Here is a 19,351-nt window from a genome sequence, read left to right as displayed (position 1 = left end):
GCGCGTCGCTTGCACCGCTGGCATTCTCATTCGAGGATGCTAAGCTGTTCCTCGCGACCTCGGACGAGGTCCTGACAGCACTGGTGCTGATGAGGCGAGGACAATATGGAAGCCGGCATGGTCACATCTGCGCCGGCACTGGTGCGGTTTTCCGGCATTCAGAAAACCTATGATGGCGAGCACCTCGTGGTGAAGAACCTCGATCTCGACATCAGGAAGGGCGAATTCATCACCCTGCTCGGCCCGTCGGGCTCGGGCAAGACGACCACGCTGATGATGCTGGCCGGCTTCGAGGTTCCGACCCATGGCGAGATCTACCTCGCGGACCGGCCGATCAAGAACATGCCGCCCCACAAGCGCGATATCGGCATGGTGTTCCAGAACTATGCCTTGTTTCCGCACCTGACGATTGCGGAAAATATCGCCTTCCCGCTATCCGTTCGCAAGACGGGCAAGGCGGAAGCGCAGGAGCGCGTCAGCGCGGCGTTGCGCATGATCAAGATGGAGACTCTGGCGCACCGGCGGCCCGGGCAGCTGTCCGGCGGCCAGCAGCAGCGCGTGGCACTGGCCCGCGCGCTGGTCTTCAATCCGCAACTCGTGCTGATGGACGAGCCGCTCGGCGCCCTCGACAAGCGCCTGCGGGAACAGATGCAACTGGAGATCAAGCAACTGCACGAGACGATGGGCATCACCGTCGTCTACGTCACCCATGATCAGAGCGAAGCGCTCACCATGTCGGACCGCATTGCCGTGTTCAACGACGGCATCGTGCAGCAGATCGACCGGCCCGACGCGCTGTACGAGCATCCGGTGAACAGCTTCGTCGCCCACTTCATCGGCGAGAACAACGTGCTGGCCGGCACCGTCGAGACGGTCGACAAGGACTATTGCCGCGTCGCGCTGGCCGGTGGCGGCACCGTGACCGCGCGGGCGGTCAATGTATCGGGCGTGGGCGCATCGACCTCGCTGTCGGTGCGGCCGGAGCGGATCGCCATCATCCCTGACAGCACCTCCAGCGACGGACCAAACCGGCTGCCGGCCAGGGTGCAGAACACCATCTATCTCGGCGACCACGCGCTGGCCGTGCTCGATGTCGCAGGGAATGCCGAGTTCATGGTCAAGCTTCAGTTGGGAGCGCATCACAGTCTCGCACCTGGCGAAGGTGTGTTCATCACCTTCCGTCCCGAGGATTGCCTGGCCCTCGATCCCGTCTGATCCGGACCGGCATCGATCAACCTCAACACAACGCAGATGAAGAAGGAACAAGGACCATGCTGAAGCGCAAGACTGGCAAGATTGTTTTGGGGTTCGCCGCGGTGTTCAGCGTCAGCGCTGCACTGGCCACGGTCGCGCAGGCGCGTGACCTCACCGTCGTGTCGTGGGGCGGCGCGTATCAGGATGCGCAGAAGAAGGTCTATTTCGAGCCGTTCAAGAAGGCGGCCGGTGTTGCGATGAACGACGAGTCCTGGGACGGCGGTGTCGGCGTGTTGCGCGCCAAGGTGCAGGGTGGGGCCGCCACCTGGGACGTCGTGCAGGTCGAGAGCGACGAGCTCGCCGTCGGCTGCGAGGAAGGTCTGTTCGAGAAGCTGGACTATACCAAGATCGGCGGCGAGGCCGCCTATATCCCACCGTCAGTCAATCCCTGCGGCGTCGGCGCCATCCTCTACGACTTCGTTCTCGGCTACGACAAGGACAAGCTGAAGGAGGCACCTCACGGCTGGGCCGACTTCTTCGACACCAAGAAGATTCCGGGCAAGCGCGCCTTGCGTCAGGGCCCGAAGACCACGCTGGAGATCGCCCTGATGGCCGACGGCATCGCGCCGAAGGACGTCTACAAGATACTGGCGACCGACGACGGCGTCGATCGCGCGTTCCAGAAATTGGACACCATCAAGGGCGACATCGTCTGGTGGAAGGCCGGCGCCCAGCCGCCGCAACTGCTCGCCTCCGGCGAGGTGGCGATGACCTCGGTCTACAATGGCCGCATCGACACCGCGAACAAGAACGACAAGAAGAATTTCGGCATGGTATGGGACGGAGCGCTCTTCACCCTCGACAGCTGGGTCATCCTGAAGGGTAGCCCGAACAAGGACGCGGCCTACAAGTTCCTGGACTTCGCAGGCAAAGCGGAGAACCAGTCAAAACTGTCGGAGAACATTGCCTATGGCACTTCGAACAAGGACGCAGCCGGACGCCTTGCGCCCGCTGTCCTGAAGGACCTGCCGACAGCGCCTGACAACATCAAGAACGCCGTCGAGATCAACGTTGCCTTCTGGCTCGAGAACATCGACCGCCTGACCGAGCGCTTCAACAAATGGGCCGCGAAATAACGCGCGACTCGACCAGCGTGCGGCGCGGGCGGAGCGAAACGTGGCGAATGGCTCGCCCGCGGCGCATCCTTCGAGACGCCCGCCTGCGGCGGGCCCTCAGGATGAGGTCTGAGTCTGTGGTAACGACTTTACGGGCACCGATGTCGATGAGCCTCATCCTGAGGAGACCGCGAAGCGGTCGTCTCGAAGGACGAGGCGCTTGCTCAGGCGGCTCCCAACCTGAAATGGCAAGGCGCGTCCGGTCAAAGAGGCTCGCCCCATGACCGCGGCCTCCCCGATCGGCGCCGACGCCAAGGCAGAGGTCCCCCTCAAGCGCCGCCTGAAGCGGGCGGAGCGGGCACGCCAGGTCAAGGCATTGGCGCTGGTGGCGCCGCTTCTCGTCTTCCTGCTCTTCACCTTCGCCGGGCCCATCGCCGGCATGCTGTGGCGCGCGATCGACGACCGCGAGGTCCGTCAGGTTCTGCCGCAAACGATCGTTGCTCTCGCCGGCTGGGACGGCAAGGACCTGCCGGACGAACAGGCCTACGCAGCGTTGGCAAGCGACATCCTGGCGGCGCGCGCTTCCGCCACCATCGCCATCGCGGCCAAGCGGCTCAATTACGCAATGAACGGTTTTCGCACGATCCTGACCAGCACGGCGCGCAATCTGAAGACCGTGCCCGAGCCCGGCACGGCCAGGGAGACACTTAGCAAGATCAACCCGGCCTGGCGCGAGCGCACCACCTGGACGACGATCAAGGACGCCGGCGGCCCGATCACCGGCTTCTACCTTCTGGCGGCGCTCGACCTGACGCGAAACGCGGACGGCGCGATCGTCGCGGCGCCGCCGGATCAGGCGATCTACCGCGACGTCTTCGCCCGCACCTTCCTGATCAGCCTCAGCGTCACGGTGCTCTGCCTGATCCTCGGCTTTCCGGTCGCCTATCTCCTGGCGACGCTGCCGCCGGGCCGGTCGAACCTGCTGATGATCTTCGTGCTGCTGCCGTTCTGGACGTCGCTTCTGGTCCGCACCTGCGCCTGGATCGTGCTGTTGCAGAGCAAGGGCGTCGTGAACGATGCCCTGCAATGGCTTGGCATCATCGACCAGCCGTTGCGCCTGATCTACAACCGCTTCGGTGTCTGCGTGGCCATGACCCACGTTCTCCTGCCCTTCATGATCCTGCCGCTGTACAGCAGCATGAAGGCGATCTCGCCGGCTTACATGCGCGCCGCCGCCTCGCTCGGTGCACCACCCCTCACCGCCTTCCTGCGCATCTACTTGCCTCAGACCCTGCCCGGCATCGGCGCGGGAAGCCTGCTCGTCTTCATCCTGGCGCTCGGCTACTACATCACACCGGCGCTCGTCGGGGGCGCCGCCGACCAGATGATCAGCTACTTCATCGCGCTCTACACCACCGAGACGGCCAATTGGGGCCTTGCTTCGGCGCTGGGTGCGGTGCTGCTGCTGGCCACCATCCTGCTCGCGCTGGTCTACGGCAAGCTGGTGCAGGGCCAGCAGGTCACGGGAGGAATGAAGAATTGAGCGATCATTCTTCCCTCCGCACGCCCAGCCAGCGCATGGCGTGGACCGCGACCATCGTCATCTCCACGCTGGTGTTCATCTTCCTGATTGCGCCCATCCTGGCGATCATGCCGCTGTCGTTCAGCTCGGGCTCCTATCTCACCTATCCGCTGCCGGGCCTTTCGCTGCGCTGGTACGACGACTTCATCAATTCGTCGCGCTGGATGAATTCGCTGAAGAACAGCATGATCATCGGCGTCGCCTCGACCCTGCTGTCGATGATTCTCGGCACGCTGGCCGCGCTGGGGCTGGCGCAGTGGAAGAGCCGGTTCAAGCCGCTCGTGCTGGCCTTCGTGCTGTCGCCGGTCGTCGTGCCCGGCGTCATCACCGCGGTCGGTCTTTATTTCTTCTTCGCGCCGATCGGACTGACCGGCAGTTATCTCGGCCTGATCCTGGCCCACACCGCGCTGGCGACGCCCTTCGTGGTGATCACGGTCGGCGCGACGCTGCAAAGCTTCGACACCAATCTGGCACGCGCCGCCGCCTCGCTCGGCGCCTCGCCGCTGTATGCGTTCCGCCGCGTGATCCTGCCGCTGATCCTGCCCGGCCTCGCCTCCGGTGCGTTGTTCGCCTTTGCGACCAGCTTCGATGAGGTGGTGATCGTGCTCTTCATGGCTGGTCCCGAGCAGCGCACCCTGCCGCGCGAGATGTTCAGCGGCATCCGCGAGAACATCAGCCCGACCATCACGGCCGCGGCGGTGATCTTGACGACAGTGTCGGTCATCCTCCTCGCCACCCTGGAAGGCCTGCGCCGGCGCAACGAACGGCTCAAGGGCAGCGGCGTGTGAGCGGCGGCAGAACTTCTCCCCCTCCCCGCTTGCGGGGAAAGGGTCGGGGTGAGGGGGAATCTCCGCAAGGACGGCGGCAGTTAGACTCGCGGAGAGTCCCCCTCACCCGCATCGCATCTTCGATGCGCTGCGGCCTCTCCCCGCAAGCGGGGAGAGGCGAAGGAAACACCGTGCACCCCCTGCTTATTTCTCCACCCCCTCACGCATCTTTGGCTTAGCTGCCACGGCCATTTGTCGCTAGAACAGTCCTCGCAACAAAACCCAAACAACAACACACAGGGAGAAACAACATGCAAAAACTCATCGCCGCGGTCGCGGCCGGTCTCGCGCTCGCAGCATCCTGCGGCACGGCGCAGGCGCAGATTTCCGACGACGTCGTCAAGATCGGCGTGCTCACGGACATGTCGAGCCTCTATGCGGACGCGACCGGCAAGGGCTCGCTCGCCGCCGTCGAGATGGCGGTCGCCGATTACGGCGCCAAGGTCGCGGGCAAGCCGGTTCAGGTGGTTGCCGCCGATCACCAGAACAAGCCCGACCTCGGCGTCAACATCGCCCGCAACTGGTACGACAACGACAAGGTCGACGCGATCTTCGACGTGCCGACCTCATCGGTCGCGCTGCCGATCTCGGCGCTGACGCGTGAGAAGAACAAGATCAACATCAATTCCGGCGGCGGCTCCTCCGACATCACCGGCGTTGCCTGCTCGCCCAACACGGTGCACTGGACCTACGACACCTATGCGCTGTCGAACGTCGCCGGCAAGGCGATGGTCAAGCGCGGCGAGGACACCTGGTTCTTCGTCACCGCCGACTACGCCTTCGGCATGGCGCTGCAGCGCGACGCCGCCAACGTGGTCAAGGAGAGCGGCGGCAAGGTGCTCGGCGAGGTCCGCCATCCGCTCAATTCGTCGGACTTCTCCTCCTTCCTGCTCCAGGCCCAGGCCTCCAAGGCCAAGGTGGTCGCGCTGGCGAACGCCGGCGGCGACACCACCAACGCGCTGAAGCAGGCCGCCGAATTCGGCCTGACGCAAGGCGGCCAGAAGATGATCGCGCTCCTGCAGGAGATCACCGACACCCATTCGCTCGGCATCAAGGCGACCCAGGGCCTGATCGTCACCGACGCCTTCTACTGGGACATGAACGAGGAGACCCGCGCGTTCTCGAAACGATTCAACGAGAAGGTCGGGCACATGCCGACCATGATCCAGGCCGGCCTGTATTCGGCGACCATGCACTATCTGAAGGCGATCGAGGCCATCAAGACCGACGAGGCGCCGAAGGTGATGGCGCAGATGCGCGCAACGCCGGTCAACGACTTCTTCGCCAGGAACGGCAAGATCCGCATCGACGGCCGCATGGTCCACGACATGTATCTGTTCGAGGTGAAGAAGCCCGAGGAGTCCAAGGGCGAGTGGGACCTCTACAAGCTGATCGCCACCGTGCCCGGCGACGAAGCCTTCCGTCCGCTCGACAAGGGCGGCTGCCCGCTGGTGACGCACTGAACTCCTTCTCCCTCTTCCCGCTTGCGGGGAGAGGTGAAGAGAACACGACAGCGCGCCCAGTGAAAACCGGGCGCGCTTCTTTTAAGTCGTCGCACGAACCGCATTACTCCGAGTACTTGAACTCGGGCATGTTCTTCAGCTCGTCCTTGCTGGCGTTGAACACGGCATGGTCGGGATACCACTTCGAGCCGGACGAAGCCGTCGTGGTCGTCGCAGTCTTCTCGGTGCCGGTCGCAGCGCCGGTCGTCGTGGTCGCGGCCGGCTTGGCGCCCGGGTTGGTGCCGGCGCCGGTGTAGGCCACGGCCTCGTTGACGAACTTCAGCTTCTCATAGGGCACGGCGACCAGATGCTCGCCCATGCCGAGGAAGCCGCCGACGCCGATCACGGCGATCTTGATGGCACCGCTCTTGTCCATCAGCAGGTCGTTGATCGAGCCGATGTTCTCATTCGCGTCGTTGTAGATCTTCAGGCCCGCCATCTTCGAGGCACGCCATTCACCCGACGCGGTCGTGGTGGTCGTCGTGGCGGTGGCCGCGGTCGGCGCCTTGTCGGTGGTTGCGGTCGGCGACTGCGCAAACGCAGCGGTCGCAAGCAGTGCGGTGCCGGCGAGGCCGGCGGCGATCGATTTCATCAACATTGTTGTCCTCTCCTTCAGCAAAAACTCGTGTGGAGAGAACGGTGCCGATCACGCGCAGTTCCTGAGCTGCGGCAATTTCGTCGCACATCGTGGCGCTGCATTGCGACGAGAGTTCCGACGCGCGGGAACGTGCCGGATGCACAGTTCCCCGCCGACGATCGTGCGCCCTGGGTGAAGCACGAACGTGGCGGGGAATGCGCCGACCGCGTCGCGCAGGTCAGCTCTTGTAGTCGATCAGGAGTGCGGAGAAATTCGAGCTGCTCGACGAGCTGCCGTTGGCAGCGTAGGACGAACTCGACGATTGCGACTGCTGGAGCGCCTCGAGAAACTGCTGGAGGATCTCCGCCGTGGTGGACTCGGTCGACGTGCTGCTCGTCGAGTCCGTGGACGAGGAATCCGAGGAGCTGTCGTCCGGCGGCGGGCCGGGAGGCGGCCCGCCTGCACCACCGGGTCCGCCCGCACCGCCGGGACCATCGGCGAAGGCGGCCTCAAACACGCCCTTGAGCTCTTCGGCCTGGTCCGAGGTCAGCGTCCCGTTCGACACCTCGCTCGAGATGAGGTCGTCGATCTTCGACTTCATGCCGTCCTTGGAGGGACGCGTGCCGCTCGACTGGTCGCTCGAGCGGCTCTGCTGGAGCGCCGTGTCGATGTCGGTCAGCGCCGTCGAGAGCGCGGACTGGTCCGACGACGAGATCGTGCCGGCCGAAACTTCCGATTGCAATTCTTGCTGCAGTCGCTGCAAGGGCGACTGGTAGTTACCTGCGGACGCCGCCGAGATTGCGGTCATGATCGCTCCGTGGTTTTTGCGGGGTTTCTCAATTGACCGCGCCACGGTATGGTTAACGGCCTTAACGAGACCTTGCCGTTTCACGACCCAGGCGTGTCCCTGTGTTGCGGAATGGGCTTCAGAAACAATACGAAACAAAAATCTTCGCCATTTGGCCCGAATCTTGGACAAACAAAGCGCATGGCCATTCTCAATCCCAACATCCTGGTCGTCGAGGACGACCGCGAAACCCGGACGTTGATTGCGAAGTACCTGCGCAACAACGCCTGCAACGTCACCGCCGTGAGCGATGGCCGCGAGATGTCGCGCGCCATGGCCGACCACCGCGTGGACCTCATCATTCTCGACGTCATGCTGCCCGGCGAGGACGGCTTGAGCCTCTGCCGCAAGGTGCGCTCGGAGGCGCAGACGCCGATCATCATGCTGACCGCGCGCGGCGAAGACGTCGACCGCATCGTCGGCCTGGAGATGGGCGCGGACGACTATCTGCCAAAACCCTTCAATCCGCGCGAGCTGCTCGCCCGCATCAACGCGGTGCTGCGCCGCCAGGCCGCCGCTCAAGCCGCGAGCTCGATCGAGGGCGCGAGCACGCTCGCGTTCGAGGGCTGGCGCATCGACCTGCGCCTGCGCGAGCTGCGCAATCCGGAAGGCGCGCGGGTCGCGGTGACCAGCGCCGAGTTCGACCTGCTCAGGACGTTCTGCGAGCGGCCCGGCCGCGTGCTGTCGCGCGACAGCCTGCTCGACCTCACGCAGGGCCGCAACACCGGCTCGTTCGAACGCTCCATCGACGTGCTGGTCAGCCGCATCCGCCGCAAGATCGAGCCCAATCCGGCCGATCCGACCATCATCAAGACGGTGCGCTCCGGCGGCTATTTGTTCACGCCCAGAACCGAAGCGGTCGCGGCGGCCCTCAGCAGCTGACGGACGCCGACGATGAAGCCGTTCGGGTTCTTCCACCTCAAGGGTATCGGCGGGCAGATCGCCGCGCTGGTGCTGGCTTCCACCGTCGCACTGCATCTCGTCGTCACCGCCGCCTTCCTGATCAGCCGGCCGGACCGCCCGGACACGCCGCCGGACGGCGCGCCTCAATTGGCTGACGCCGCGGTGCTGCTCGGCTCGGCCGAGCCGGCCGAGCGGCCGCGCCTCGTCGCGGATCTCGCGCGCGCCTTCCCGAAGCTCAACATCGAGACGTTCGCGCCCGGCACCGCGACAATCGTCGAGGACAGCGAAAGCCAGCACCTGCACGGGATCCGCCGCCACCTCGGCCGCGGCTACAATGTGGTGCAGCTTGCACCCCAAGGCGGCGAGCACCGCATCGGCGTGCAGCTGCCCGACGGCAGCGTGATCGCGGGCCATGTCGATGGCGGCCCGCGGCCGTGGTTCTGGGGCGCACCGTGGCTGATGACGCTGATGACCACCTTCATCTGCGTCACCGTGCTCGGCCTGTGGGCGGCGCGTGCGCTGGCCGCGCCGCTGTCCTCCTTCGCCAAGGCGGCCGAGAATTTCAGCCTGGACGGCGGGGCGGAGCCCCTGCCCGAGCGCGGGCCGGAGGAGATCCGCTCGGTGGCGCGCGCGCTCAACCGCATGCATGAGCGGATCGCGGGGCTGATGTCGGATCGCACGCGGATGCTGGCCGCGATCAGCCACGATCTGCGCACCCCGATCACGCGGCTGCGCCTGCGCGCCGAGTTCATCGAGGACGAGGGCAACCGCAAGCGCATGCTGATCGACCTCGACCAGATGCGCTCGATGCTGGAATCGGTGCTGTCGCTGCTGCGCAACGACCGCAAGATCGAGGCGGTGACGCTGGTCGACATCGCCAGCACGCTGCAGCTCGTCGCCGACCAGTTCGGCGACATGGGCCATGTCGTGCATTATGACGGCCCGCTATCTGCAACCGCCGCCGCGCGTCCCGACGATCTGCATCGCGGCGTCACCAACCTGGTCGAGAACGCGGTGCGCTTCGGCGCCGAGGTGACGATCCGCCTCGATATATCGGGCACCCGGCTCGTCATCGACGTCGAGGACGACGGCCCCGGCATTTCGGATGCGCGCAAGCAGGAGATGCTGGAGCCGTTCGTGCGCGGCGACGACGCGCGCACCATGGACGAGTCCACCGGCTTCGGCCTCGGCCTGTCGATCGCGCGCGCGATCGCGCTCGCCCATGGCGGCGAGCTCTCGCTGCACGACCGCGAGCCGCACGGCTTGATCGTGCGGATGCAATTGCCGGTCTGGCAGGAGCCGCGGCTGGCCGCCTAGGGCTTCAGAGAGCAGGTCAGGCCGCAAGCGGCGGGTGCGCGATGGGCATCTCGTCGAAGATCGCCACGGCCTCGAAGCGATAGTCGCAGGCACGGCAGGTCCAGAGATAGGAGATGCGCCCCTCGCCCGGCTCGATCCAGTCGGGCTGCGGGATCGGCGCGCCGCATTGGGCACAGGGGTTCTGCCTTGGGATGTCCTTTGGGATGTCGCCGGTGATGGCGTTGACCATGGTTGTTTTTGTCATGGCACCTCTCCCGATTCGCTGGCCGCTACATACTCGCTTTCGCGCACCGGCGCGAATAGACAGGCGTGCTGCCGCGAGCGGAGTCTCGACCTCTGCGGAACCGTTACGCGGGCATTGAGTCGTAACAGCGGCTCGGCGCCGCAAAATCGCCGGTGGCGGCGTTTGGTCACATCATCGCCGCCTTCAGGGGGCCTAACGGCAGCCGGGCTCAGGGACGTCAGGGATATCTGATGAAAATTTTACGCGTTGCCGCGCTGCTCGCGGCCGGACTGATGTCGCCCCAGGCTGCATTCGCGGGCGAAGCCGAATATGCCGAGATGGTCGCGGCCCATGCCCGCGCCAACGGCGTGCCGGAAGCGCTGGTGCATCGCGTCATCATGCGCGAGAGCCGCTACCAGCCCGGCCTCGTCGGCCGTGGCGGCACCATCGGCCTGATGCAGATCAAGCTCGCGACCGCCCGCGGGGTCGGCTACACCGGCGATGCCGCCGGCCTGCGCGATCCCAACACCAACCTCACCTACGCGGTCAAATACCTCGCCGGCGCCTATCGCGCGGCCAATGGCGACCACACCCGAGCCGTGCGTTATTTCGCGGGCGGCTATTACTACGTTGCAAAGCGGCAGCGTCAGGAGGCCGTGCAGGTCGCCAATGCCGGCGAAACCTGGCTCGAGCCGAACGGCAATCCGCAGCCGATGTTCGCCACGGTGCCGCACAAGAAGCTCGCCCAGCGCGTTCGCAACGCGCGGGCGCAGGTTCCCGCTCAGTAATCGCCGTCATGGCCGGGCTTGACCCGGCCATCCACGTCTTTGCATCCGCGCCCAAGAACGTGGATGCCCGGGACAAGCCCGGGCATGACGACCGTTAACGCGTTGACCACCCAGTCCCACTGGCATACATTAGCACCGTTCCGAGGGGTGCTCCGAGGAGGAGCTGAGATACCGCTAAATGGGCGATCCCGCCCAGGACCGCGGTGACCCTTTGAACCTGATCCGGGTCATGCCGGCGAAGGGACAGGGATGTTGCAGACGACCAAGCGACCGGATTCCCCGGTATCCATCATCGGCGCAGGCATTGCGGGGGCCTGGCAGGCGCTGTTGTTCGCGCAGGCCGGCCACGCCGTGACCCTGCACGAGCGCGGTGACGCCGCGATGACGGATTCCACCAGCCATTGGGCCGGCGGCATGCTGGCGCCCTATTGCGAGGCCGAGGTCGCCGAACCCATCATCAGCCGCCTCGGCCTGCGCTCGCTCGACATCTGGCGGCGCGAGCTGCCCGACACGCCCTTCAACGGCTCGCTCGTCGTCGCCCATCCGCGCGAGCGCAACGATTTCGAGCGCTTTGCGGGGATGACCGAGGGCCACCGCCGGCTCGATGCCGCCGGCCTCGCCGAGCTCGAGCCGTCGCTGGAAGGCCGCTTCCGCGACGCGCTGTTCTTCCCGACCGAGGGCCATGTCGAGCCGCGCCGCGTGCTGCCGAAGCTGCACGAGCGCATCAAGGCTGCCGGCGGCACCATCAAGTTCGACAGCGACGTTACCGCCAAGGAGCTCGCAAACCTTGATCCTAAAGGCATCGTGATCGATTGCCGCGGCCTGTCCGCGCGCGACGAGCAGAAGGAGCTTCGCGGCGTCAAGGGCGAGATGATCCTGATCGAGACCCGCGAGGTGCAGCTGGCGCGCCCGGTGCGGCTGATCCATCCGCGCTGGCCGCTCTACGTCATCCCGCGCGAAGCCGGCCTGTTCATGCTCGGCGCGACCTCGATCGAGGCCGAGGACACCGGCGTCAGCGTGCGCTCGGCGCTGGAGCTGCTGGGCGCCGCCTACACGGTGCACCCGGCGTTCGGCGAGGCGCGCATCGTCGAATTCGGCTCGGGCCTTCGTCCCGCGTTTCCCGACAACCTGCCGCGCATCGGCATCCGCGGCGACACCATTGCCGTCAACGGGCTCTACCGCCACGGCTTCCTGATCGCACCGGCGCTGGCCGAGCTGACGCTGCAATACGTCCAGCGCGGCCAGATCGACAATGAGGTGATGCAATGCAGGTGATCGTGCAATGCTTGTGATCGTCAACGGCGAGCAGCGCGAGGTGAACTCGGCCAGCGTCGACGCGCTGCTCAGCGAGCTCGACTACGAAGGCACCCATTTTGCCATTGCGCTGAACTACGACGTCGTGCCGAAAAGCCGCTGGGCCGAGACGAGCCTGAAGGCCGGCGACGAGATCGAGATCATCACGCCGCGGCAGGGAGGGTGAGGATGGCAAACTCTCTCCCCTCGTCGTCCCGGCGAAGGCCGGGACCCATAACCACAAATCTCCATTGTGGCGAAAGGTCTCTGCCAGAGCGGCTCAAGATAGATCACGCGGTATGGGTCCCGGCCTTCGCCGGGACGACGGCTATATCTGAGGAGACACCTTCCACATGGTGACCTTCTACGGCAAAACCTTCGCCTCCCGCCTCCTCATCGGCAGCGCGCTCTATCCTTCGCCGGCGATCATGCAGGCGGCGATCCGCGCCGCGGGCTCGAACATCGTCACGGTGTCGCTGCGGCGCGAATCCGCCGGCGGCAAGACCGGGGACGCGTTCTGGAACCTGATCCGCGAGCTCGACGTCACCGTGCTGCCGAACACCGCCGGCTGCCGCACCGTGCGCGAGGCGGTGACGACGGCAAAGCTCGCCCGCGAATTGTTCGGCACCAGCTGGATCAAGCTGGAAGTCATCGCCGACAACGACACGCTGCAGCCCGACGTCGTCGGGCTCGTCGAAGCCGCCACCATCCTGATCAAGGACGGCTTTGAAGTGTTCCCCTATTGCACGGAAGACCTCTCGGTGGCGAACCGCCTGGTCGACGCCGGCTGCAAGGTGGTGATGCCATGGGCAGCTCCGATCGGCAGCGCAAAAGGCATCACCAACCGCGATGCGCTAAAACTGCTGCGCGAGCGGCTGCCTGATATCACGCTGGTGGTCGACGCCGGCATTGGCGCGCCCTCCCACGCCGCCCACGCGCTCGAGCTCGGCTACGACGCCGTCCTGCTCAACACCGCCATCGCCAAAGCCGCCGATCCCGTCGCCATGGCCAATGCCTTCCGCCTCGGCTGTGAGGCCGGTCGCACCGCTTATGAAGCCGGGCTGATGAACGCCCGCGACTTCGCCTCCCCGTCCACCCCTGTCGTTGGGACACCGTTCTGGCATGCCGTATCCTGATCGATTCTATCCCGTCGTCGACAGCCTCAAATGGGTCGAGCGCCTGACCAGGCTCGGCGTCGGCACGATTCAGCTCCGCACCAAAGACCTGAACGACGCCGAAGCGCTGCAGATCATCACCGATGCGCTGGCGATCACCGAGGGCACGCAGGCCAAGCTGGTCGTGAACGACTATTGGCGCGCGGCGATCGTCGCCGGCGCGAAATATCTGCATCTCGGCCAGGAAGACCTTGCGGATGCCGACCTCAAGGCGATCCGCGAAGCCGGTCTGTCGCTCGGCATCTCCACCCATGACGACGCCGAGCTCGCAACCGCGCTGGCCGCAAAACCCGACTACGTCGCGCTCGGCCCTATCTTCTTCACCACGCTCAAATCGATGCGCTTCGAGCCGCAGGGCATTCCCAAAATCACGGAATGGAAGAAGCGCATCGGCAGCATCCCGCTGGTCGCGATCGGCGGCATCAAGTTCGAGCACGCCGCGGAGATTTTTGCGGCGGGCGCCGATTCCATCGCGGTGGTGTCCGACGTCACCCAGAATGCCGACCCCGACGCGCGGGTGCGGCAATGGCTCGGCCTGTCCGCGGAGGCGGCGTGATGCGCCTCGCTCTCTTCACACACTCCGCCGTCATCGCCCGGCTTGACCGGGCGATCCAGTGCGCCGCGGCCTCTCCGTACCACACTACGGCCTCTGGAATACTGGATCCCCGCTTTCGCGGGGATGACGGCGGTATTTGTCTCTCGTGCAGCGATGCCAACGAACTGAATTAAGGAGGATCCCATGAACATCCGCTCCAATCCCGATAAAACCGTCCCCGCCGTCACCACCGGCCCGCTGCCCTCCTCGCGCAAGATCTTCGCCTCGCCGGACGCCGCGCCTGACATCCGCGTGCCCTTGCGCGAGATCATCCTGTCCGAAGGCGCCGGCGAGCCGAACCTGCCGGTGTACGACACCTCCGGCCCCTACACCGATCCGTCCGTGACCATCGACGTCAACGCCGGCCTGCCCCGCGGCCGCAAGGCCTGGGTGATCGAGCGCGGCGGCGTCGAGGAATATCAGGGCCGCCAGGTCAAGCCGGAGGACAACGGCAACCTCTCCACCGACAAGGCCGCGCGCGCATTCAGCGCCTATCACCAGCCGCTGCGCGGCCTCGACGGCCACAGGATCACCCAGCTCGAATTTGCCCGCGCCGGCATCATCACCAAGGAGATGATCTACGTCGCCGCCCGCGAAAATCTCGGCCGCAAGGAACAGCTCGAACGCGCCGAAGCCGCGCTCGCCGACGGCGAGAGCTTTGGCGCGTCGGTGCCCGCCTTCATCACCCCGGAGTTCGTGCGCTCGGAGATCGCGCGCGGCCGCGCCATCATCCCCTGCAACATCAACCACTCAGAGCTCGAGCCGATGATCATCGGCCGCAACTTCCTCACCAAGATCAACGCCAATATCGGCAACTCCGCGGTGACCTCGTCGGTCGAGGAAGAGGTCGAGAAGATGGTGTGGGCGATCCGCTGGGGCGCCGACACCGTGATGGACCTCTCGACGGGCCGCAACATCCACACCACCCGCGAATGGATCTTGCGCAACGCGCCGGTGCCGATCGGCACGGTGCCGATCTATCAGGCGCTGGAGAAGTGCAACGGCGATCCGGTCAAGCTGACCTGGGAGCTCTACAAGGACACGCTGATCGAGCAGTGCGAGCAGGGCGTCGACTATTTCACCATCCACGCCGGCGTGCGCCTGTCCTACATCCACCTCACCGCGAGCCGCGTCACCGGCATCGTCAGCCGCGGTGGCTCGATCATGGCGAAGTGGTGCCTGGCGCATCACAAGGAAAGCTTCCTCTACACGCATTTCGACGAGATCTGCGACCTCATGCGCAAGTATGACGTCTCGTTCTCGCTCGGCGACGGCCTGCGCCCGGGCTCGATCGCGGACGCCAACGACCGCGCCCAGTTCGCGGAGCTGGAGACGCTCGGCGAGCTGACGAAGATCGCGTGGGACAAGGGCTGCCAGGTCATGATCGAAGGCCCCGGCCACGTGCCGATGCACAAGATCAAGATCAACATGGACAAGCAGCTCAAGGAGTGCGGCGAGGCGCCGTTCTACACCCTCGGGCCCCTGACCACCGACATCGCGCCGGGCTACGATCACATCACGTCAGGGATCGGGGCCGCCATGATCGGCTGGTTCGGCTGCGCCATGCTCTGCTACGTCACGCCGAAGGAGCATCTCGGCCTGCCCGACCGCAACGACGTCAAGGTCGGCGTCATCACCTACAAGATCGCCGCCCACGCCTCCGATCTCGCCAAGGGTCACCCGGCAGCCCAGCTGCGCGACGACGCCCTCTCCCGCGCCCGTTTCGACTTCCGCTGGAGCGACCAGTTCAACCTCGGCCTCGACCCCGAGACCGCCAAGAACTTCCACGACGAGACCCTGCCGAAGGAAGCCCACAAGGTCGCGCATTTCTGCTCGATGTGCGGCCCAAAGTTCTGCTCGATGAAGATCACCCAGGACGTGCGGGACTACGCGGCAACGCTGAATGACCCGAACAGCATCGGCATGTCGATGAGCGGCACCGCCGAGGATGGCATGGCCAAGATGAGCGCGAAGTTCAAGGAGATGGGCGAGAGCTTGTATCTGGATGCGGAGAAGGTGAAGGAGAGTAATCGGGTGTTGTGAGGGGCAAAGCGCGCCCCCATAATATCGGTCTACTGTGGAGGCCGGGCGAATGCTCGGCCTCTTTTCATTTGGTAGAGACTCGATCTAATAGAATGCCAAAGAGCGAGCGTCGATCGGCGTTGAAGAGCTTCCGGCTCCTTAATCTCGTCGATCTTGGTACTCTTGTTCCGTAAGATCCTGCAACTCTTGATCGCTGATTTCAAAGGACCAATTCGTTCTCTGGATAGTCGGGTCGTTTTGGCGCCCTCCGAGAAACCACCAAGACCGGAATTCCGGGTTATCGTAGATCGACAGGACGTCCCCGTTTTCGAACTCCAGGTCGAGCTGGGCCTTACTGATAGTTTTCGCCTTGACTATTTTTGTCCGTAGAATGCGATCGATATTCAGAGATTTCTGAGTGCCATAAATCTCGTAAAGGAAATCGACTGCGCCATCCGCGGACCTGAATGAGAAACGATCAGCAACATTCAACAAAGCATGATCGTTCTCGAACCAAAACATGATGTGATATTTGTCGATTGTCACCTGATAGAGCTCCCATCCTATGATGGGGCTAAAATCAAAGCGCTGGGTAAAACCAACCGCCATCTCGCTTTCTTCCCGATTACCGCTAGTTCGTGGGGTGGGCGAAGGCGCCCTTGCGCCGTGCCCACCATCTTACATCGACGCATCGAAATGGTGGGCACGCTTTCGCTTTGCCCACCCTACAAGATTTCACGAATGCAGGAAACAGCCGCAGGGAATACCTTGCTCGCTCGGTCGATCCTTCAACAGGATCTCATTCCTCGAACAACTCCTTGAACAGCGTCTTCGCACGTTCGAGACCTTCGTCGGTGAACACCACGGACTTCACCTTTCCGACAGGGTCGTCGATCATTCCCTTGTCATGCAGCCGGCCGAGGACATCCCAGTCAAAGCCCTTCCATGCCCGATACCCATCGTGCAAGGTGAGATAGAGCAAGGCCAACGCCGCGTCGTCGATCTTGTCCGTATTGATGCCCATCGTAACCTCCCGCATGGCGCATACTGTTGAGGCTATCCTATTCGGCAGGATGCAATCCGCAATGGCCCTGCCCACGCGCTATGTGCGATCGAATTGAGAAGAGCTCAACGGGTCGAAATGCCTGCTCCCCACCGCCTTCCCGACCAGCTCCGCCCCGACCTCCGCCTCGTCTTCGTCGGCACCGCCGCCTCGACGCGCTCGGCCGAGGTCGGGCACTACTACGCCCATTCCGGCAACCGCTTCTGGCGCGCGATCCATGAGGCCGGGATCACGCCGCGGCGCTATCAGCCGAGCGAGTTCGCTGCGCTGCTCGACCTCGGGATCGGCTTCACCGATCTCTCCAAGTCGGGGGCCGGGATGGATCACCAGATCGCGGTGGAGACGATCGACGTGCCGGGGTTCAGGGCCAAGATCGAAAAATATCGGCCGAAGACGATTGCGTTGACGAGCAAGAAGGCGGCGAGCTTGTTTTATGGCAGGCCGTCAGCTGCAGTTACGCTGGGGCGGCAGCCGCGCGATGAGAGTTTACCCGAGATCTTCGTGCTGCCCTCGCCGTCCGGCGCGGCGTCCGGGCATTGGAGGATCGAGCCGTGGCGGGAGCTGGCGGCGTGGGTTGCTGCGTAGGGTGGGCAAAGGCGCCCTTGCGCTGTGCCCACCATCTCTCCACGTCATCCGGGAGAGCCGTGGGCACGGCGCGCGAAGAGCGCGCCTTTGCCCACCCTACGAGACCGCTCGCGAGGCAGGCAGCTCCCCCGCACACCCGCCATCGTCCGTCTTTGTAGCTACCTCACCGCGGCGGCGATGGAGCCGGCGATGGCCCGCACTTCGCCCTCGGAGGATTGACCGGCCTCGACGACGATGGAGCTGAACTTGCTCAGCAGGTCCGGCACGTCGCCCTGCGCTCGCAGCACCGGGATGACCGGTTTGCCCGACTTCTCGGCTACGCCCAGCTCGTAATTCGTGAAGCTGTTTGCCAATTCACTGGAATCCGCATTGGGAAGCAGGAAAACCGTCGCATCACTCTGGGCGATTTGCTCCGAAATCCAGTCGCGCAGGTTGGCGCCGTCGGGAATGTCGACGTCGACGGCGACGTCGATATTGTTGCGCTTCAATTCCTGCGCCACCGCACCGGCAAGCCGGGCATCCGAACTGGTATAGGACAGAAACACCATGGGCGGGCGTTCGCCCGGTTCGATCGACATCGGGGCCGCTTCCCGCATCGTGACCATGTCCGATCTTTTCGGCGCGGAGCGACCGAGGCGCAGCCATTGACGAAGCATCAACGTCTCGCCACTTCGCAAGCGAACATCCGCACGAATCTGAAATTCCCCCCAGCCGCTGCTGTTGAGGCGGAAGCTGCTGGCGCGATCCGACACGCGCACCTCGGGCGGCGAGAAGCTCGGATGAAGCTTCCAGGTCACCTCTTCGATTTCTGCCATCTCGTCCGCAGGCGCATCGAGCCAGACCGACCATCGCCAGTGCGATCGATCGGTTTGTTCGGAAGCCTGTGCAATGCTGATGGCCGTCATGTCACGCTCGCCAGCTCGATGTGAACCCACTGCGGAAACTCGACCGAGTTCCATTTCGGGACGTTGCCCTCGAGGAGCTGAACCTTGATCGAGTGCTCGGCCTTGACACCTGGCACGACCAGAAACACGCCGCCGGGCTTTTCCGCCAGCCGGCCTTCCTGCCAATCGTTGGGCGTCGGCAGATTGGGCGACACCAGCTTGTATCGGCATGTCGCGGCTCCGCCGGATGCGAATTGCGCCGCCTGCTGGGGCACCAGCCGGATCTCGAGCGATCGTCCCGCTTCGGCGCGCCAATATCCCAGCGTTTCGGACAGACGGATCATCGCCGCACACGGGGCGGTGCGATCGAGCTTGATCGCCTCATTCTCGGAGAAGGCGCCGTTGAGTTGAACGTCGTTCTCCAGGATAGCGATAGCGAACTGATTTCTGCCGCGCGCCAGGACGTACTCGCTCACGACCCATTGCGTCGGCAGCCAGGCGTTCTGTCCCTGCAGCTGAAGTTCGCGCGTCATGAGCGCGACAAGTGCATCGCATTGCTTGATGCGAGCCAGGACTTCCGGTGTCACCTGGCCACCGCCGAGGATTTCACCCGTCACAGGCACGAGTCCGTGACTGCGAATGATCCGGTCAGCGTCCTTGACCAGTTGCTCGTTGTAGTCGCGAAACGCGTAAGCGAGAAATATCTTGTTCACGTCAATCCTCGGGAATGACGGGGTGAGGCAAAATAAAATTACTACTCAAACACGAACATCGATGATGTTCGGATTTCGATCGACCGTCAAGCGCGTTTGCGCACCCGACGCTCGCCCCGCATACGCCCGGTCCGGGGCCCTGGCGG

The 19,351-nt window shown here is 64.5% G+C and carries 21 protein-coding genes and 1 riboswitch; of the genes, 14 read left to right on the top strand and 7 right to left on the bottom strand.

Annotation, left to right across the window (positions count from 1 at the left end; all coding sequences use genetic code 11):
• Positions 1 to 105 precede the first annotated feature (105 nt).
• The 5 genes from AC1RUR_RS02375 (at position 106) to AC1RUR_RS02355 (ending at position 6,181) form a co-directional block, all read left to right on the top strand.
• Entirely contained in the window at positions 106 to 1,215 is a 1,110-nt protein-coding gene (locus AC1RUR_RS02375) for an ABC transporter ATP-binding protein (RefSeq protein WP_492840940.1), read from the top strand.
• A gap of 56 nt (positions 1,216 to 1,271) precedes the next feature.
• Positions 1,272 to 2,330 carry an ABC transporter substrate-binding protein gene (locus AC1RUR_RS02370; protein WP_492840938.1) on the top strand — a complete coding sequence of 353 codons (1,059 nt, stop codon included), beginning with the start codon at positions 1,272 to 1,274 and terminating at the stop codon, positions 2,328 to 2,330.
• A gap of 259 nt (positions 2,331 to 2,589) precedes the next feature.
• A complete protein-coding gene (locus tag AC1RUR_RS02365) occupies positions 2,590 to 3,852 on the top strand; it encodes an ABC transporter permease (RefSeq protein ID WP_492840936.1) in 1,263 nt (420 codons plus the stop codon).
• Positions 3,849 to 4,679 carry an ABC transporter permease gene (locus tag AC1RUR_RS02360; protein ID WP_492840934.1) on the top strand — a complete coding sequence of 277 codons (831 nt, stop codon included), beginning with the start codon at positions 3,849 to 3,851 and terminating at the stop codon, positions 4,677 to 4,679. Before AC1RUR_RS02365 ends, AC1RUR_RS02360 begins: the two co-directional genes overlap by 4 nt.
• A 290-nt stretch (positions 4,680 to 4,969) precedes the next feature.
• The gene (locus AC1RUR_RS02355; RefSeq protein WP_492840932.1) at positions 4,970 to 6,181 is read left to right on the top strand and encodes an ABC transporter substrate-binding protein; all 1,212 of its coding nucleotides are present in this window, start codon (positions 4,970 to 4,972) and stop codon (positions 6,179 to 6,181) included.
• Positions 6,182 to 6,284: 103 nt separating this feature from the next.
• On the opposite strand, the gene AC1RUR_RS02350 is transcribed toward AC1RUR_RS02355, so the two are convergent.
• Both AC1RUR_RS02350 and AC1RUR_RS02345 read right to left on the bottom strand, forming a co-directional pair.
• Positions 6,285 to 6,818, bottom strand: coding sequence for a PRC-barrel domain-containing protein (locus tag AC1RUR_RS02350; RefSeq protein ID WP_492840930.1), 534 nt, complete (start codon positions 6,816 to 6,818; stop codon positions 6,285 to 6,287).
• 217 nt (positions 6,819 to 7,035) lie between these two features.
• Positions 7,036 to 7,605 (bottom strand): hypothetical protein, encoded by a 570-nt coding sequence (locus AC1RUR_RS02345; RefSeq protein ID WP_492840928.1) that lies wholly within the window; start codon positions 7,603 to 7,605, stop codon positions 7,036 to 7,038.
• Between the two features lie 180 nt (positions 7,606 to 7,785).
• On the opposite strand from AC1RUR_RS02345, the gene AC1RUR_RS02340 reads away from it, so the two are divergent.
• Both AC1RUR_RS02340 and AC1RUR_RS02335 read left to right on the top strand, forming a co-directional pair.
• Complete coding sequence (locus AC1RUR_RS02340; RefSeq protein ID WP_492840926.1) at positions 7,786 to 8,526, top strand: response regulator; 741 nt, start codon at positions 7,786 to 7,788, stop codon at positions 8,524 to 8,526.
• Positions 8,527 to 8,538: 12 nt separating this feature from the next.
• Entirely contained in the window at positions 8,539 to 9,864 is a 1,326-nt protein-coding gene (locus AC1RUR_RS02335; protein ID WP_492840924.1) for an ATP-binding protein, read from the top strand.
• Between the two features lie 16 nt (positions 9,865 to 9,880).
• On the opposite strand, the gene AC1RUR_RS02330 is transcribed toward AC1RUR_RS02335, so the two are convergent.
• On the bottom strand, positions 9,881 to 10,108 hold the full coding sequence (locus AC1RUR_RS02330; protein ID WP_492840922.1) for a hypothetical protein: 228 nt from the start codon (positions 10,106 to 10,108) through the stop codon (positions 9,881 to 9,883).
• A gap of 230 nt (positions 10,109 to 10,338) precedes the next feature.
• Between AC1RUR_RS02330 and AC1RUR_RS02325 the strand changes: the two genes are divergently transcribed.
• The 6 genes from AC1RUR_RS02325 to thiC all read left to right on the top strand — a co-directional run bounded on the left by AC1RUR_RS02325 (position 10,339) and on the right by thiC (position 15,981).
• The gene (locus tag AC1RUR_RS02325; protein WP_492840920.1) at positions 10,339 to 10,875 is read left to right on the top strand and encodes a transglycosylase SLT domain-containing protein; all 537 of its coding nucleotides are present in this window, start codon (positions 10,339 to 10,341) and stop codon (positions 10,873 to 10,875) included.
• A gap of 133 nt (positions 10,876 to 11,008) precedes the next feature.
• A riboswitch (TPP riboswitch) is annotated at positions 11,009 to 11,137 on the top strand.
• Positions 11,125 to 12,150 carry an FAD-dependent oxidoreductase gene (locus AC1RUR_RS02320; protein ID WP_492840918.1) on the top strand — a complete coding sequence of 342 codons (1,026 nt, stop codon included), beginning with the start codon at positions 11,125 to 11,127 and terminating at the stop codon, positions 12,148 to 12,150. It overlaps the preceding riboswitch by 13 nt.
• Before the next feature lie 7 nt (positions 12,151 to 12,157).
• Entirely contained in the window at positions 12,158 to 12,355 is a 198-nt protein-coding gene (gene thiS / locus AC1RUR_RS02315) for a sulfur carrier protein ThiS (protein WP_438744595.1), read from the top strand.
• A 166-nt stretch (positions 12,356 to 12,521) separates the two neighbouring features.
• Entirely contained in the window at positions 12,522 to 13,304 is a 783-nt protein-coding gene (locus AC1RUR_RS02310; protein WP_492840915.1) for a thiazole synthase, read from the top strand.
• The gene (locus AC1RUR_RS02305) at positions 13,291 to 13,899 is read left to right on the top strand and encodes a thiamine phosphate synthase (protein ID WP_492840913.1); all 609 of its coding nucleotides are present in this window, start codon (positions 13,291 to 13,293) and stop codon (positions 13,897 to 13,899) included. Before AC1RUR_RS02310 ends, AC1RUR_RS02305 begins: the two co-directional genes overlap by 14 nt.
• Before the next feature lie 183 nt (positions 13,900 to 14,082).
• A complete protein-coding gene (thiC, locus tag AC1RUR_RS02300; protein ID WP_492840911.1) occupies positions 14,083 to 15,981 on the top strand; it encodes a phosphomethylpyrimidine synthase ThiC in 1,899 nt (632 codons plus the stop codon).
• Between the two features lie 138 nt (positions 15,982 to 16,119).
• Here thiC and AC1RUR_RS02295 read toward each other — a convergent pair whose 3' ends face one another.
• Together AC1RUR_RS02295 and AC1RUR_RS02290 are read right to left on the bottom strand one after the other, a co-directional pair.
• The gene (locus tag AC1RUR_RS02295) at positions 16,120 to 16,569 is read right to left on the bottom strand and encodes a hypothetical protein (protein WP_492840909.1); all 450 of its coding nucleotides are present in this window, start codon (positions 16,567 to 16,569) and stop codon (positions 16,120 to 16,122) included.
• A gap of 190 nt (positions 16,570 to 16,759) precedes the next feature.
• A complete protein-coding gene (locus AC1RUR_RS02290; RefSeq protein ID WP_492840907.1) occupies positions 16,760 to 16,984 on the bottom strand; it encodes a DUF6429 family protein in 225 nt (74 codons plus the stop codon).
• A gap of 117 nt (positions 16,985 to 17,101) precedes the next feature.
• Here AC1RUR_RS02290 and AC1RUR_RS02285 point away from each other — a divergent pair, with 117 nt between their 5' ends.
• Complete coding sequence (locus AC1RUR_RS02285; RefSeq protein ID WP_492840905.1) at positions 17,102 to 17,608, top strand: mismatch-specific DNA-glycosylase; 507 nt, start codon at positions 17,102 to 17,104, stop codon at positions 17,606 to 17,608.
• A 158-nt stretch (positions 17,609 to 17,766) separates the two neighbouring features.
• Here the strand turns inward: AC1RUR_RS02285 and AC1RUR_RS02280 are convergent, their stop codons facing one another.
• Positions 17,767 to 18,513, bottom strand: coding sequence for a pYEATS domain-containing protein (locus AC1RUR_RS02280; RefSeq protein WP_492840903.1), 747 nt, complete (start codon positions 18,511 to 18,513; stop codon positions 17,767 to 17,769).
• Entirely contained in the window at positions 18,510 to 19,205 is a 696-nt protein-coding gene (locus tag AC1RUR_RS02275; protein WP_492840901.1) for a hypothetical protein, read from the bottom strand. The genes AC1RUR_RS02280 and AC1RUR_RS02275 overlap by 4 nt, the downstream gene beginning before the upstream one ends.
• Between the last annotated feature and the right edge of the window lie 146 nt (positions 19,206 to 19,351).

Source organism: Bradyrhizobium sp. GW821-FHT12B03 (genome assembly GCF_058807535.1).
This window is presented reverse-complemented; position numbering and strand designations above follow the sequence as displayed.